This is a genomic window from Pseudomonas sp. FA-1, assembly GCF_056856075.1.
Genome location: NZ_JBWXTH010000003.1, coordinates 199,859 through 215,326, shown reverse-complemented (window position 1 = coordinate 215,326; position 15,468 = coordinate 199,859). Strand labels below are relative to the sequence as shown.

General features: G+C 64.3%; 11 protein-coding genes and 1 pseudogene. 8 read left to right on the top strand and 4 right to left on the bottom strand.

Annotated features, from left to right (window positions below):
- The first annotated feature begins 125 nt into the window (after positions 1–125).
- The 5 genes from AC1MHZ_RS07855 to AC1MHZ_RS07835 all read left to right on the top strand — a co-directional run bounded on the left by AC1MHZ_RS07855 (position 126) and on the right by AC1MHZ_RS07835 (position 9,207).
- Positions 126–4,928, top strand: coding sequence for a dermonecrotic toxin domain-containing protein (locus AC1MHZ_RS07855; RefSeq protein WP_482966201.1), 4,803 nt, complete (start codon positions 126–128; stop codon positions 4,926–4,928).
- 313 nt (positions 4,929–5,241) lie between these two features.
- Complete coding sequence (locus tag AC1MHZ_RS07850; protein ID WP_084859354.1) at positions 5,242–6,555, top strand: C4-dicarboxylate transporter DctA; 1,314 nt, start codon at positions 5,242–5,244, stop codon at positions 6,553–6,555.
- A gap of 63 nt (positions 6,556–6,618) precedes the next feature.
- Complete coding sequence (locus tag AC1MHZ_RS07845; RefSeq protein WP_084859356.1) at positions 6,619–7,323, top strand: FadR/GntR family transcriptional regulator; 705 nt, start codon at positions 6,619–6,621, stop codon at positions 7,321–7,323.
- 16 nt (positions 7,324–7,339) lie between these two features.
- Positions 7,340–8,035: a GntR family transcriptional regulator gene (locus AC1MHZ_RS07840; RefSeq protein WP_084859358.1), complete on the top strand. Its 696-nt coding sequence runs from the start codon at positions 7,340–7,342 to the stop codon at positions 8,033–8,035.
- Between the two features lie 131 nt (positions 8,036–8,166).
- Complete coding sequence (locus AC1MHZ_RS07835) at positions 8,167–9,207, top strand: hypothetical protein (protein WP_084859359.1); 1,041 nt, start codon at positions 8,167–8,169, stop codon at positions 9,205–9,207.
- Positions 9,208–9,254: 47 nt separating this feature from the next.
- Here the strand turns inward: AC1MHZ_RS07835 and AC1MHZ_RS07830 are convergent, their stop codons facing one another.
- Complete coding sequence (locus AC1MHZ_RS07830; protein WP_084859361.1) at positions 9,255–9,683, bottom strand: PACE efflux transporter; 429 nt, start codon at positions 9,681–9,683, stop codon at positions 9,255–9,257.
- 99 nt (positions 9,684–9,782) lie between these two features.
- Between AC1MHZ_RS07830 and AC1MHZ_RS07825 the strand changes: the two genes are divergently transcribed.
- The 3 genes and pseudogenes from AC1MHZ_RS07825 to AC1MHZ_RS07815 all read left to right on the top strand — a co-directional run bounded on the left by AC1MHZ_RS07825 (position 9,783) and on the right by AC1MHZ_RS07815 (position 12,657).
- Complete coding sequence (locus AC1MHZ_RS07825) at positions 9,783–10,667, top strand: LysR family transcriptional regulator (RefSeq protein ID WP_084859363.1); 885 nt, start codon at positions 9,783–9,785, stop codon at positions 10,665–10,667.
- A 103-nt stretch (positions 10,668–10,770) separates the two neighbouring features.
- Positions 10,771–11,802 (top strand): annotated as a pseudogene (locus tag AC1MHZ_RS07820) (HAMP domain-containing protein); the annotation flags it as partial.
- A 114-nt stretch (positions 11,803–11,916) separates the two neighbouring features.
- Positions 11,917–12,657 carry a methyl-accepting chemotaxis protein gene (locus tag AC1MHZ_RS07815; RefSeq protein WP_439958594.1) on the top strand — a complete coding sequence of 247 codons (741 nt, stop codon included), beginning with the start codon at positions 11,917–11,919 and terminating at the stop codon, positions 12,655–12,657.
- 64 nt (positions 12,658–12,721) lie between these two features.
- On the opposite strand, the gene AC1MHZ_RS07810 is transcribed toward AC1MHZ_RS07815, so the two are convergent.
- From AC1MHZ_RS07810 to AC1MHZ_RS07800, 3 genes are all read right to left on the bottom strand, one after another.
- A complete protein-coding gene (locus AC1MHZ_RS07810) occupies positions 12,722–13,786 on the bottom strand; it encodes a YkvI family membrane protein (protein WP_482966200.1) in 1,065 nt (354 codons plus the stop codon).
- 70 nt (positions 13,787–13,856) lie between these two features.
- Positions 13,857–14,234, bottom strand: coding sequence for a RidA family protein (locus AC1MHZ_RS07805; protein ID WP_084858098.1), 378 nt, complete (start codon positions 14,232–14,234; stop codon positions 13,857–13,859).
- Positions 14,235–14,246: 12 nt separating this feature from the next.
- Complete coding sequence (locus AC1MHZ_RS07800; RefSeq protein WP_482966199.1) at positions 14,247–15,383, bottom strand: NAD(P)/FAD-dependent oxidoreductase; 1,137 nt, start codon at positions 15,381–15,383, stop codon at positions 14,247–14,249.
- Positions 15,384–15,468 lie beyond the last annotated feature (85 nt).

The window sequence follows — 15,468 nt, the reverse complement described above, 5'->3', positions numbered from 1 at the left end:
CAGGAGCGGCCTTGTGCCGCAAAAGGGCTGCAAAGCAATTCCAACAGCCCCTGTGGTATCTATCTAACCCAACCGCACTCCCCCATCTCACTAGGCTCGCTGTTCCTTCCTCCCGAGGTCCAGCCATGAGCACTTCCCATCTCGCGTTCATCCACACCCGAATGCCCAGCTGGCTGAAAGCAGCCACACCGGCACAACGCCAACAACTGGAACAACTGATCCGCGACAGTCATCGCGCCACCCGACAAGTCCAACAGGTACTGGCCCAGGTGCAGCCGATCGAGGCGTTCTGCCGCCCGCTGCTGGACGACGCGATGAACCACTGGTTCGACGACCGGGAGCTGCCCACCGTCGACCAGGGGTGGCTACGCACCGGCAGCGAAAAAGGCGGTCGCTCCTGGCTGGAGGCCGCTCTACAGAACTTCGACAGCGATGCGCAGGTCGAGCTGTACTTTTCCAGCACCGACCAGACCCCCATGCAGCTTGACAGCGCCCGCTTCGTGAAAGGCGTCCGTAATCTCGACTTGGGACAGCGATACCGCAATCACCTCTTGGACCATGTCGCCACGGCAGACTTCCGCCAGCTGCTGCGCGAGCAAGACCGTGCGGCGTTCGCCGCCGATGTGGCCCACGCCGAACTGCAGGGCCACATCGATGCCCAGGGCCGCGCGCTGGCGGACGCCGCCCTGGCAGGCGCCCCCTTCCTGCTCGATGAGGATGGCAAACCCGCCCCGCTCGAGTGCAGCTACCTGAACCTGTTCGACATACCGCTCAATGGGCCGCTGCTTATCCGCCGCGAACCACTGGACGACATCGAGCCCTGCCTGCTCTACCTGCCAGGGCATCCACGCCAACCGCTGCGTCAATACGCATCGCTGAAGGTCGCTGGTAAAGCCCTGACCCGACTGCTCTGGAAAGACAGCGAACGGGCGTTCTTCAACCGTTACGCAAGCCATACCCAACGCCCCGAACTCGTGTCTCGGTTGCGCAAGACGCTGTACCCCTACTATCCCTACGCCACTTTGCAGACCACCACACCGGTGATCGAGGAAGGCGACTCGTTCAGCTGGATCAAGCGCATGTTCCCAAGCCCGCACGATCTATGGCAGGCGACATTGGACAAGAATGCACGACTTGCCTTGGCGCTTACACGCTGGCCGGATGACTGTTTCGCGGCGCGCGCTCGCCTTCATGTTCAACGCATGCTGGCCGATGCAGCCGCCATCGCAGTGCCGGTTGCGCAACGAGATGCCGCCACCCAGCTCGAACACCTCGAACAGTGGCTAAGCGTGGGTTTGTCGGTATTGAATGTGGCCGGGTTCTTCGTGCCGGGGCTTGGCGAGCTCATGCTGGTGGTCGGCGGCGCACAATTGGTCGACGAGTTCCTCGAAGGGGTGCATACCGCCAATGAGGGTGACGCAGATGCCGCCATCGGGCACCTGTTCGAGGTCTTCGAGAACCTGGCCCAAGTGGCTGCACTGGGAGCCGCAGTCCACTTCAGCCTGCCGCAAGGCGCCCTGCACGATTGGTACAGAATCGGGCACGGCGACGAGCAACGCCTCTGGCACGGCGACCTCGCCCCCTTCGCCAAGGCCCGCCCAGAACAGGCCACGCCACGCAATGGGCTATATACATGGCAAGACCGTCAATGGCTGACGCGAGAAGCGCAAAGCTTTCCGATCGAGTCAGCACCCGATGGCCAGTGGCGCTTGTCCCGAGCACCCAGGCACCGCCACCAACCCCGGTTGCGAGGTGCCAGTGAAGGCCCCTGGGCGCTGGATCATGAACGCCCCCTGGCCTGGCCAAGCGACCAATTGCTCAGGTGCCTAGGCCCGGTCGGAGCGGGCCTGGACGAGAGCATCCTGGCCCAGGCCCTGCGCAGCAGTGGCTACGACGACGCAGCCCTGCGCCAGGTCTTCGTCGACCGTCTACCGTTACCCGCCCTGTTGCTCGACAGCCTCGAGGCTTTCGGCGCCGACATCCCGCCGCCGGCCAGTCGCCCGGCGGATGCGCTGCTGGCGCGGGACTTCCCGACGCTGAGCCGACACGCGCGGCGTGAAATTCTCGACCAGGCGCACTCGCGCGACCTGCGAGCACTGCAACGCACCGGCCGCCTGCCGCTTTCGATGGGCGAAACCGCGCGATTATACCTGCGCAACACCCGTATCAACCGGGCCTTGGCCGGCTTCTATCGCGCCAACGGCGCGATGGCCGACCGAGACACCCTGGCCCTGGCCGCGCTGCAGCGCCTGGCCGGCTGGACCGGAGAAATCCGCCTGCAATTGCGGGCAGGACGGTTGACGGGCCAACTGCTGGGCGAGACGGGCCAAGCAGGTACCTCGACCAAGACGATACTGCGCCTGGACAACGGCTATCAGCCCTTGGACTCGTCTGGTCAGACCCTGTCCAGTCCGGCAAGCCTCTTCCAAAGCATCCTCCAGGCCCTGCCCGACAGTGAACGCGACGCGCTCGGCCTGAATATCCATGAACCCGACAAGCTGCGCGAGCGACTGCTCGAATGCGTGCTCGAAGATCGTGAACAGGCCGCCCATGACCTGGGCCTGACCCCGGTACGTCCAATGTACCGCCTCCCGACACGATTGCCCGGCGACCGACGTATCGGCTACCCATTGAGTGGCCGAGGCCAAGGCTTGCAGACACCTGACGAAATGTTCGACCAGCTGTTTCCCGCCAACATTGACAACGACCGGAACGCCCTGAGAGCCCGCCTGCGCCAGCAGGCCGGCGATGCGCCCGGCGCCTTCAGCCGCCTCATGCACGAACTGCAACAACAGTACCGCCAGCTCGACAGCACATTGCAAGCCTGGGTCCAGGACACACGAGGGCTGGCGGCCGACGACCTGGAGCAACGTCGCGCCGCACGCCAAGCCCTGGCCGAACGCGTCCGACAGGCATGGCGCCGGGAGAACAACGATGCCAATGGCAGCCTGGACCGGGTGGTCCTCAGCATCTATGGCGACCATATCGGTGCCCTGCCAACACTCGATGTGCAGTTGCCGTACGTCCGCCAGCTCACCGTCACAGGCCTGTGGCAGGCAAGCAACGAAGGCCTCGGCGCCTTCCTGGCAGCCTTTCCAGGCGTGCGGGAACTGGAGCTTACCGAGAATGGCCTGACCGTACTCCCTGCCCAATTGGGCGAGTTGACCGAACTGACCTCGCTGGACCTGTCGGAAAACAACCTGGACATGAACAGCGAATCCAACCTGGCGACCTTGTGCAGCCTGACGCGATTGCGCACCCTCAATCTCACCGCTGCGGTTGCGGACCTGCCGGTCGCAGCCCTGGAGCGGATGGCGCAACTCCCGGAGCTGAGCGGGCTGCAAGCTGAAACGAACGAACTTTTTCTCGAGGAGCAACACTTCCAGGCGCTGCAGCGCTGGCCTGCCTTGGCCGAGCTGAGCCTGGGCCAGAACGACATCACCCTGACTCCGGCCTCCCGCGCCGCACTGGCAGGCCTCGACCATCTACGTATCTTGTTCCTGCATGAAAACCCATTGGACCTGGAGCCCGATCTCACCGGCTGGACGCGACTGGAACGGCTCGACCTGGAGCAGACCGGCATCGCCCACTGGCCGACCGGCCTGACCGACCTCATGAACCAACAGCCCCTGGCATTGCGTGCGGTGGACCTGAGCAGCAACCAGCTGCGCCATGTGCCTGACCTGCGCGATACCGCGTTCGCTGCAAGCGTCAGGGCGGGCGATGGCGACTTCTACTATTCCTTCCAGAACAACCCACTCGACGCACAAGCGTTGCAGAGCCTGAATGACGCCGGGCTCCCCACCCAAGCGCGAGCGTATGCAGTGGGCTGGCTCGCCGATTTTCCACAACCGTTGCGCGATCACATTTCTGAAACCTTCGGTACACCTGAATGGCAACCGCTATACGAGCTGTTCAACCGTATGGAGGATACCCAGCAATACAACAGCAGCCCGGGCGCCATGCGCCGGCGCATGCAAGCCGTGCTCGAGCAACTGACCACGCCCGGCCAGGCCGGCGCCGACGAGCGTTGGGGGCAAGCCCAGGTGCAACAACGCATCCTCGACGTGCTCAACGAGGCGGCCGAGGGTTGCGTCGACCAAACCACCCTGCTGTTTCAGCAGGTCGAGGTCGAAGTGCTGGTGTGGCAGCAGGTCCTTCTGGCCGCTGCGGATCAGAACAGCGAATCGGTGGCCGTGGCGGTCGTCAGCTCGCTGTTTCGCCAGCACCTGCTCGATGAGCGTATCGCCGCCCTCTATGACGCACGTGTCGCCAGGCGCCGGGCACTGATAAACAAAACACCCGCCGATGAGGCGCCTGCGCTGCACCCCGATGACGATATCAGCGACGAGCTGCTCAGCGAGCCACCATTCTTGCTCGATGAGATGGAGATGGCCCTGCACGCGCGCATGCGGCTGATACAGCGCCTGGGGTTGCCACCGCAACCCAGCGAGATCAGTTTCGACTATCTCGCCCGCTTGAGCCCAGCCACCCTGGAACGACTGGCCCTGGGCGTCGAAGGCCTTGCCAGCCAGCCGGCCGTCGCGGAATGGGCCCTCGAGCAACCATTCTGGGAAACCTGGGTGCGCCGCCTGCGCCCTGAGGCATTTACCGAGCTCGGCAACACTTGGAATGGCGCCAGCGTCTATTTCGACACGCTCAGCGAAGCGGGAGACTTGAGCGCCTATGACGGCCCTGCGGTGCCGCAGGCGTACATCGATGCCCTGGAGGAGGAACGGCCCGATATCGCCTGGCGACGCGATGGCGTGCTTCAACGAATCGACCTGGTTTCCGACCGCTATCGCGATGAAAACGCGCTTTATCGCAGTGCCGGTGAACTGCTGTTGCAGACGCGCAACGAAGCCGACGCAAACCTGGTTAAACAGCTCACCGAGAGCATGACCGAGACCTATCTGTCGCGCCAGTGAGATACCCGCCTGGGTTTACCCGCGAAGCGACACGCTGCATGCACCGGCGCTGCCGGTGTTCGCGGGTTAACCCACGCCCACAAAGTCGTTTGAAGTCAGTTGGTTAAATTGCTCCTCAGGCGCGAGCTGCGGCGAGGTGGAGGTTGTCGCCTCAACTGGTCAGACCGGTAAGGCCAAAATTGCTTGCAAAAGGTAAAAAATCGCGGTTCTATGATCGGGCGCTGAACAAACCGGTAAGACCACAATAATTAAGTCCTGCGCTCTTTCGCCGTCGCCGGCACCGAAGCAAGGACACCGACCAGAGATCCCTCCCATGCTCAAATGGTGCTCGCGTTCGATCTTCCTCCAAGTGGTGCTGGGCCTTGCCCTCGGCATCGCCTGCGGCCTCAGTTTTCCCGAAGTGTCTCTGCAGCTCAAACCCCTGGGTGACGGGTTCATCAAGCTGATCAAGATGCTCATCGGCCTGATCGTGTTCTGTGTAGTGGTCAGTGGCATTTCCGGTGCCGGCGACCTGAAGAAAGTCGGGCGCATCGGCCTGAAGTCGGTGATCTACTTCGAAATCCTGACCACCATCGCACTGGTGATCGGCCTGGTGTTCGCCTTCACCAGCGGTATCGGCAGCGGCGCCAACATCCACCTGGACCAGCTTTCCAGCGCCGATGCCAGCAGCCTGGCCGAGCGCGGCCAACATATCCACGGTGCCACGGCATTCTTCATGGACCTGATCCCCACCTCGGTGATCGGGGCCTTTGCTGACAACAATATCCTCCAAGTCCTGCTGTTCTCGGTGCTGTTCGGCAGCGCCCTGAACCTGGTGGGCGAGTCGGCATCCGGCATCTCGCGGCTGATCAACGAGCTCAGCCACGTGGTGTTCCGCATCATGGGCATGATCGTGCGCCTGGCACCGCTGGGCGTGTTCGGCGCCATCGCCTTCACCACCAGCAAATATGGCCTGGAGTCGCTGCAGCACCTGGGCGGCCTGGTGGCGCTCTTCTACCTGACCTGTGCAGGCTTCGTGCTGATCATCCTTGGCACCGTCATGCGCCTGTCGGGCCTGAAACTGCTGCCGTTCATCAAGTACCTGCGTGAAGAACTGACTATCGTCCTGGGCACCGCCTCCTCCGACGCCGTGCTGCCGCAGATCATGCGCAAGCTCGAGCACCTGGGCATCGGCAGCTCCACCGTGGGCCTGGTGATCCCCACCGGTTATTCCTTCAACCTCGATGGCTTCTCGATCTACCTGACCCTGGCCATCGTGTTCATCGCCAATGCCACCGGCACGCCGCTGGCCATGACCGACCTGCTGACCATCCTGCTGGTGTCGCTGGTGACCTCCAAGGGTGCCCACGGCATCCCAGGCTCTGCCCTGGTGATCCTCGCCGCCACCCTGACAGCGGTACCGGCCATCCCGGTGGTAGGCCTTGTGCTGGTGCTGGCAGTGGACTGGTTCATGGGCATCGGCCGGGCATTGACCAACTTGATCGGCAACTGCGTCGCCACCGTGGCCATTGCCCGCTGGGAGCGGGATATCGACATGGAGCGGGCGAATAACGTGCTGTCCGGCAAGCCTGGCTTCACCAGCACGCCGCGCAAGCAACCCCCACAGGCCCACCAGCAGGAATTCTGAACACCCCGCGGTCGGCGCAATGCGTCGGCCGCACTGCAGTAATTTGTAACCATGGAGCGAACCGTGATCAGCTCATCAACCGTCGTCAACTCAGTGGTGGAGAAACTCCGCCAGGCCCTGGCCAGCGGCCAGTGGCGCAGCGGCGAAATGCTGCCCGGCCAGCGCGAGCTGGCGGAACAACTTGGAATCAGCCGCCCCAGCCTGCGCGAAGCGGTGACCGTGCTGGAAACCCTGGGCCTGGTGCGCTCGATGCCGGGCAAGGGTGTGCTGGTGCTCGACATCGAGGCCGCAGCCCAGGAGCCTGTCGTCGAAACCGTCGCCGCGGCCAGCCTGGCTGACGTGCTGGAGCTGCGTTATACCCTGGAGCCTTTCATCGTCGGGCTGGTCGCCCAATCGGCCAACAGCCAGGACATCGGCCAACTGCGCCTGACCCTGATGGACATGCGCGAAGCCCTGGAGGCCGGCGACAGCGAGGCCGGGGTCAATGCCTATATCGCCTTCCATGAAGCGCTGTTCGGCCTGACCACCAACCCGATCTTCCAGAGTGTGGTGCAACAGACCGGCAATGCGCTCAAGCAGAGCACCGAGATGCTGCGCAATTCGCCCGAACACCTGGCCGCTCGGCTTAAGGAAAACGAAGCGGTGGTTCGCGCCATCCGCGACAAGAACAGCGCCCAGGCCAGTGCCCAGATGCGCCGGCATATCCTCGAGGAAGGCCAGCGCATGGGCATCGAACTGAACATTCCCGATGAGCATTCGGGTCAATGACCCAAGGAGCGCGACCATGACCGCCTGTGCCCACGCCTCCCCTCGCCTGCCAGCCCTGCTCGCCAACGGCGAGACCCGCCTTTCGGCCGAGCAGATCTACCCACGCCTGTTCGATGCCATTCTCGAACAACGACTGCCCCCGGGCAGCGCCCTGCCCGAGCAGGCCCTGGGCAATGCCTTCGGCGTCAGCCGCACGGTGATCCGCCGGGTCCTTGGGCGCCTGTCCGACCAGCAGGTGGTGGTGCAAAGGCCCAGCCACACTGCACACCTGGCCACCCCGGACCCACAACAGGCGCGCCAGGTGCTCAGTGCCCGCCGCCTGGCCGAGACCACGCTGATCAGCCTGGCCACCCAACGCGCGCGCCCGGCGCAAATCCGCCAATTGCGCCAATTGGTCGAGCGCGAGCGCCTTCACCATGAGCGTGGCGAGCGCTGCACGGCGATCCGCCTGGGTGGCGAGTTCCACCTCAAGCTCGCGCAGATGGCCGCCAACGCGCCCCTGGCCCGCTTCCTCAACGGCCTGGTGCCGATGACCTCGCTCATCATCGCCCGCTACGAATCGCCCTGCTGCGACCACTGCGCCTGGCAGGAGCACGCGGCGATCATCGATGCCGTGGAAAAGGGTGACGTGAACGCGGCGCTGGCACTGATGCATGACCATCTGGATCATCTGGAAGCCAAGCTGGACCTGGATCAAGGCACAGGCGCATAAGGCACTGTGGAACGGGTTTACCCGAGAGCACCGCGTGACGTGATTCGCGGGTAAACCCGCTCGCACAGCATCGCGAACATCATGCCTATACTCGGATAACCATCTCCTCCCTACCCAGGAAGGCCAGCCGCGTGAACCGGCGCATCCTGCTTCTGCTGCTCTGCCTCTTGCTGGCCCTGGCCGGGTGCGCCGGCAAGCGCCCGCCTGCCCCGCCGCCACCGGCGGTACTCACCCCAGCCATCTGGCAGCGCATCGACCAGGACCTGATCGAGGCATCGGTAGCCGCCACCGGCTCGGCCAACGACTACGCCCGACGTTCTATGCGGGTATGGAAGGACCAGGTGCAACAGCGCACTGAAAGCGACTTCATCCCATGGTTCACCGGCTACTGGACCCAGCAATGGCTGACGCTCAAGGTGGCCTGGTACAAGATGAACAGCGGCGATGGCGCCGAGCCGCCCGAACGGCGCCTGGCGCTGTACCTGCAAGAACAGTATCACCAGCGGGTGATCGAACCTGTGGCCGAGCAGATCAACCCCGAGGGCATCCGTGACCGCGCCAGCGAGCTGTACCTGCAACTGTTCGGCCAGCAGCTGCCTGCTATCATCCAGCGCTACAACGCCCCACCCGACCAGGTCAGCCAGCGCCTCAACCGCATCAGGATCATCGCCCTTGGCCCGCCAGCGGCACGGGACGCCACGCTCTATCAACTGCTCAGGGCCAAGTCCCTCGACCAGCAACCGGCCTGGCAGGCCTTGCGCCAGCACCTGCACCAGCAGGCCGCCAAAGCCCCTGGGCAGACCCAGGCCGGGCTATCGTCGGTGGCCAACCGGGCCAGTGAAAAACTCGGTGCCACCCTGGCGCCACGCGGCATCGCCAGTGCTGTCGCCGCAGCGGTGGGCAAGGCGGCCGGTACGCTGATTTCAGTCGCGGTGGCAGGGTATGGCATGGTCACCCATGATCAGGAACACCCACAGATGGTCGAGCAACTGCGGGTGATCCTCAACGTGGCGCTGAACGAAGAATGGCGGGACCTGATGGAGAACCGCCAGAGCGGCGCAATGTCCGGTGTCTACTACCTGTCAGGGCAGGTCGAGGACAGCCTGCTGGGCAGCCAGCCAAAGCCCGGGGAGCAGCTGCAGGAGCCGCTGTTGATTCGCTTGCCGCCTTGACGCCATCGCGGGGCCAAGCCCGCTCCCACAGGTACTGCGCCAGCCCTTCAGGCAGTTGCCAGCGCCGATGTCGGCAACCCAAAGATCCGGTCGAACGCCCAGTTGTAGACGAAGGTGTAGCACGGCACCAGGATGATGAACGCCAGGTCCACCAGGAACGCTTCCACCAGAGTCATGTCCAGCCACCAGGCGATCAGTGGGATCAGGTACACCACCAATGTCAGCTGGAAGCCGATGGCATGCCCGATGCGCCGAGCCACACTGCGGCCACGCTTGGCCTGGCGGCTTTCCCACCATTCGAACAGGCTGTTGTAGATCAGGTTCCAGAGCATGGCGATGGTGGTGATCATCACCGCCAGCGGCCCGGTATGGGAGGCTTGGGTATCGGACAGGTAGGCCAAGCCCAGGGTCGACATGCACAGGCCGATCAGTTCATAGAAGGTCACGTAGACCAGTTTACGTTTGAATCCTTGCACAGCTTTATCTCTGGATGTTTCACGAAGGTGGCCAGAATGAATCAATCTTCTTGACAGAAAAAGTCGGCAGCTTTCAGATTTACTGAAAGGAGGCCGCTCATGAATTTTTCCAGCGACAATATCCAGCTGTTTCTCGCCGTGCTTGACCGCGGCTCGTTTTCCGCGGCTGCCCGGGCGTTGCGGCGTGTCCCTTCGGCAGTGAGCATGGCCATCGCCAACCTCGAGGCAGAGCTGGGCTACCCGCTGTTCGAGCGCGGCCCACGCGAGGCGCGCCCGACCGCCCAGGCCCGCGCCCTGGAGCCCCATGCCCGGTTGATCGCCGAGCAGCTGGGCCTGCTGCAGGTGCATGCGCTGGAACTGTCCCAAGGCCTGGAAAGCCGCCTGGCCATCGCCGTGGTGCCGGATATCGACCAGACCCCACTGCTCGCCGCCATTGCCGTGCTTGGCGAACGCCACCCACTGCTGGATATCGAACTGCTCAGCGCCCCCCAGGAAGAAGCCCTGCAATTGCTCGACAGCGGTCGGGCCAGCCTGTGCCTGGCCTTCGCGGGTTTGCATGTGGACCCTCGGCGCAGCTTCCAGCACATCGCCATAGAGTCGCTGGTAGCCACTCTTTCACCGCACCATCCGGCATTGGGGAGCGGGCGCATTCACTACCTGGAGGACCTGTTCAATGTGCGCCAGGTTCTGGTCCGCAGCATCGACCTGCCGCTGTCCGACCCGCGTCCACTGGTGGCTGCGACCCATTGGTGCAGCAACAGCCTGGACCTGGCCTTGCAGATGGTTGAAGCCGGCCTGGGCTGGGGCAACTTTCCCTTGTCCCGAGTGGCGCCGCTGATCGCCGCCGGTCGCCTAGTGCGCCTGGACTTTCGCAACACCCAGAACGCCCTGGAGCTGCCCGTGCATGCCTTCTGGCTCAAGCAGCAGCCCCTGCACCTGGCGGCCCGGACCTTGGTGGATCTGCTGGCAGCCCACCACGCCTAGTTCTTAATATTTCAAAGGCCCGGCCGATAATGTGGTGACAGGTCTCGCCCTGCGTGTCACGAGCGCGCGGCGTCCTCCCCTCACCGGCCCAAGGTCTCGAAACATGAACCTGAAATTCCGCCACAAGATCCTGCTCAGTGCCTGCGGCGTCGTTGTCCTGGCATTCGCCTTGTTCACCCTCTACAACGACTACCTGCAGCGCACCACCACGCGCCAGAACATCGAATCCTCCGTACGCCAGGCAGGGGCGCAGACCGCCGGCAGCGTGCAGAACTGGATGAGCGGGCGCATCCTGGTGCTCGAGAACCTGGCCCAGGACATCGCCCAGCAAGGTGCCGGTGAGACCCTGCCTGGGCTGGTCGACCAGCCGTCGTACACCAACAACTTCCAGTTCACCTATTTCGGCCAGAACAACGGCGTGTTCACCCAGCGACCGGACGCCAAGATGCCCGACGGCTACGACCCACGCCAGCGGCCCTGGTACACCGCCGCCGTAACGGCCGACAAGACCTTGCTGACCCCACCCTACCAGGCGTCGGTGGGCGGCCTGGTGGTGACCATCGCCATCCCGGTCAAGGCCAAGGCCAACGGCGAACTGCTCGGCGTGGTCGGCGGCGACCTGAGCCTCAATACCCTGGTGGACATCATCAATGCCGTAGACTTCGGCGGCATCGGCCATGCCTTCCTCGCCGACCGCAACGGCCAGGTGATCGTCAGCCCTGACCAGGACCAGGTGATGAAGAACCTCAAGGACATCTACCCCGATGCCGCCTTGAAGGTCGAGCCAGGCATGCAGGACGTCACCTTGAACGGCCAGGACCGCATCATTTCCTTCGCCCCCGTGCAGGGCCTGCCCTCGGCCCAGTGGTACATCGGCCTGTCCATCGACAAGGACAAGGCCTACGCGGGCCTGAGCCAGTTCCGCACCTCGGCGATCATCGCCATGCTCATCGCCGTGGCCGCCATCGCCGGCCTGCTGGGCCTGCTGATCCCGGTGCTGATGCGCCCGCTGACCACCATGGGCCGCGCCATGCAGGACATCGCCGAAGGCGAAGGCGACCTGACCCGCCGCCTGGCGGTGCAGCACAAGGACGAGTTCGGCGAACTGGCCACCTCGTTCAACCGCTTCGTCGAGCGTATTCACGCCTCGATCAGCGAGGTGTCCTCGGCCACCCGCCTGGTGCATGACCTGTCGGAGAAGGTGGTCCACGCCTCCAACGCCTCGATCATCGGCTCCGAGGAGCAGAGCATGCGCACCAACAGCGTCGCCGCGGCGATCAACCAGCTGGGCGCCGCCACCCAGGAGATCGCCCGCAACGCCGCCGACGCCTCGCAGCACGCCAGCGGCGCCAGCGAGCAGGCCAACGACGGCCGCCAGGTGGTGGACGATGCGATCAACGCCATGACCGCGCTGTCGCAGAAGATCAGCGAGTCGTGCGAGCAGATCGAGGCGCTCAACGCCAGCACCGACGAGATCGGCAAGATCCTCGACGTGATCAAGGGCATCTCCCAGCAGACCAACCTGCTGGCGCTCAACGCCGCCATCGAGGCGGCCCGTGCCGGCGAGGCCGGGCGTGGGTTCGCGGTGGTGGCCGACGAGGTGCGCAACCTGGCCCATCGCACCCAGGAGTCGGCCGAGGAGATCCACCGCATGATCACCGGCCTGCAGGTGGGCTCGCGCGAGGCGGTGTACACCATGAACGAAAGCCAGGTGTCCAGCGAGCAGACCGTGCAAGTGGCCAACCAGGCCGGCGAGCGGCTGGCCAGCGTGACCCAGCGCATCGGCGAGATCGACGGCATGAACCAGTCGGTGGCCACCGCCACCGAGGAGCAGAGCGCGGTGGTCGAGAGCCTGAACCTGGACATCACCCAGATCAACAGCCTCAACCAGCAAGGGGTGGAGAACCTCAACGAAACCCTGCGTCATTGCGATGCCTTGAGCCAGCAGGCGGGGCGCTTGAAGCAGCTGGTGGGCAGCTTCAGGATCTGAGGTGACCCGATCGCGGGGCAAGCCCGCTCCTACAAGCGATTGGGCTGCAAGGCAGCCCCCTCGCTCAGGCCACTGCCACGTTCCGTACCTTGCCCCGCCGCAGCCACCCCAGCAATACCGCCGCCATCAGCACGAAGCCCAGGTAACCGAAGAACGGGTACACCTCCCCCACCAGGCTGATGAACCCAACCAGACTGCAGACGAACGCCACCACACCGGTCACCACCGACCCCCAGCGGAACTGCCGGGTCCCCGCCGGCAGCAAGCGCGACAGGAAGGAAAACAGCGTCCCCACCGCCGTATTGATGATCATCCCGAAGATGATCAGGCACATCACCACGCCCAGCAGCGGCGACACTTCATTGGCGATCGACAGCATCGGCATGGGCAGCTCGGCCACGCTGTCCAACCGCGACAACAGCCCCGCGCTCATCACCAGCATCAGCCCACCCAGCGCCGCGCCACCGATCAGGCCGCCCCACACCGCCGTTCTCTCGCCCTTGGCCGAACCGCCAAGAATGGCCAGGATCGGCGCACCGGCCACGATGTTGTACGACACATACAGGAACGCGCCGAGCAGCCAGTGGCGAGTACCGGCCTCCTGCTGGCTGGCCAGCTGGTCCAGTTCGGCGAAGCTCTGCCCGCGGCTCGCCACGGCATACAGCGCGATGGCCGAGGCCACCAGGATCAATATCGGCGTGACGGCACCGATGGCGACGATCACCTTCTGCACATCCAGGCATACGATAGCCACCACCATCATGGTCACCAGCACACTACCGGCCAGCGCCGGCACACCGAACTGCTGCTCCAGCAACGCACCGCCGCCAGCGAGCATGACCACGGTGACAGCGAACATGAAGAAGGTGATCAACCAGTCGAAGAACAGCCCCAGGTGACGGCCGCAGATGGCCTGGATCACGTCCTTGTGCGACGTGGCGTGCTGGCGATTGCCCAAGCCCGCCAGGGCCATGCCCAGGAAGGTGAACAGCGCGGCGCTGACCAGGGCACCGACCAGGCCCCAGACACCGAAATCGACGAAGAACAGCAACAACTCCCGCCCGGACGCGAAGCCCGCCCCCACGATCACGCCGACGAAAGCCCCGGCGATCTTCAGCTGCTCTTTCATGTGCACCTCTGGATTATTGTTGTTTTAAGCCACCCCACCGCCCTCACCGTGTGGGGGCGGCGATTTCGCGTCAGTCGTGCCCAACGAACGCCTGCACCTCGATTTCCACGTCCACATCCAGAGCCAGTGCCGAGGCCACCGTCGAACGCACCGGCAACGCCTCACCGAAGAATGCCTTGTAGACCTCGTTGAAACCGGCGAAATGGGCCATGTCGGACAGCCAGACCGTGACCTTCACCACCTGGTCGAAACGCGCACCGCACGCCGCCAGGCTTTCGCCGATGCGCTCGCAGGCCGCCCGGGTTTGCGCCTGGATGTCACCGCGTACCACTTCGCCGGATGCATTCATCGGCACTTGGCCGGACAGGAACAGGAAGCCGCCCGCCTTCACCGCCCGGGAGAACGGGAACGGCAGGCTGCTGGGGAAACGCTGGATGTCATTGCTCATGGGTGATACCTCTCAAGGTTGCAGCAAACGTGCTGGGGACAATTGTTCAGGGGACACGCCCTGTGCCGTCAGGCTCGGGCACAGCGGCTGGCCAAGCAGCAGGTCCGCGGCCAGGCGCGATGCCCCGGCGGCGGACTGGATGCCGTAGCCACCCTGGGCCGCCAGCCAGAAGAACGTTGGCGTGCCCGGGTCGAACCCAATGACCAGGTCGCCATCGGCGACGAACGAGCGCAGCCCGGCCCAGCTGTGGCTCGGACGACGAATCTGCAAGGTGGTCATGGCTTCGATGTTGTAGATGCCCAGGGCCACATCCAGCTCCTCGGGTGCGGCATCCTGGGGCTCGACCGGGTCAGCATTGGCCGGAGAGCCGAGCAACTGGCCGGCATCGGGTTTGAAATAGAAGCTTTCATCCACGCCGATGATCGCGGGCCAGCGGCTGAAATCTTCCTCCGCCGGGCCCGGGAAGGTGAACGCACTGCGTCGGCACGGCTGCAGGCCGATCTTGGCCACACCGCATTGCTCGGCCACCTGGTCGGCCCAGGCGCCTGCTGCATTGACCAGCTGCCGTGCCTGTACATGGCTGCCATCGGCGAGGGACACCTGCCACAGGTCGTCCAGGTAATAAGCCTGGATGAGTTCTGTGTTGCAGCGCAGCTCGCCGCCGGCGGCGCGGTAGCCGCGCAAGAAGCCTTGGTGCAGGGCATGCACGTCCAGGTCCATCGCCCCCTGCTCGTGCACTGCACCGCACAAGGCCTCGCTGCGCAGGCTGGGCACCAAGGCCAGGGCGGCGTCACGGTCGAGCAGGCGCACGTCGGTACCATTGGCCAGGTTCTGCGCATAGGTGGCCTCGAGCATGTCGCGCTGCTCGGTGTTGGCGACATACAGGCAGCCCCGCGGCTCCAGCAGCGGATGCTCGCAGAAGTCTGCCGGCGGCTGCTCGTAGAAGGCACGGCTGGCGCGGGTCAGTGCCTGAATCTGCGGTGTGCCATAGGCCTCCATGAACATGGCCGCCGAACGCCCGGTCGAGTGGTAGCCAGGCTGGGCCTCGCGTTCGAGCATCAACACCTGGCGCTGCCCGGCCAGGCGGTAGCCCAGGGAAGCACCGGCGATGCCGGCGCCGATGATCAGGGTGTCGTAGATCTGAGCCATGCACGCTCCTGTCGCGCCAATTATCATTTATGAGAATTCTAATATATGAGAATTTCAGCTCGCGCAAGTGTCCAAGGTAAGATGC

Bases quoted from the DNA above. Each gene is read 5' to 3' on its own strand.
- AC1MHZ_RS07855 (WP_482966201.1), top strand. From the start codon at position 126: ATGAGCACTTCCCATCTCGCGTTCATCCACACCCGAATGCCCAGCTGG.
- AC1MHZ_RS07850 (WP_084859354.1), top strand. From the start codon at position 5,242: ATGCTCAAATGGTGCTCGCGTTCGATCTTCCTCCAAGTGGTGCTGGGC.
- AC1MHZ_RS07840 (WP_084859358.1), top strand. From the start codon at position 7,340: ATGACCGCCTGTGCCCACGCCTCCCCTCGCCTGCCAGCCCTGCTCGCC.
- AC1MHZ_RS07825 (WP_084859363.1), top strand. From the start codon at position 9,783: ATGAATTTTTCCAGCGACAATATCCAGCTGTTTCTCGCCGTGCTTGAC.
- AC1MHZ_RS07815 (WP_439958594.1), top strand. From the start codon at position 11,917: ATGCGCACCAACAGCGTCGCCGCGGCGATCAACCAGCTGGGCGCCGCC.
- AC1MHZ_RS07810 (WP_482966200.1), bottom strand. From the start codon at position 13,786: ATGAAAGAGCAGCTGAAGATCGCCGGGGCTTTCGTCGGCGTGATCGTG.
- AC1MHZ_RS07805 (WP_084858098.1), bottom strand. From the start codon at position 14,234: ATGAGCAATGACATCCAGCGTTTCCCCAGCAGCCTGCCGTTCCCGTTC.
- AC1MHZ_RS07800 (WP_482966199.1), bottom strand. From the start codon at position 15,383: ATGGCTCAGATCTACGACACCCTGATCATCGGCGCCGGCATCGCCGGT.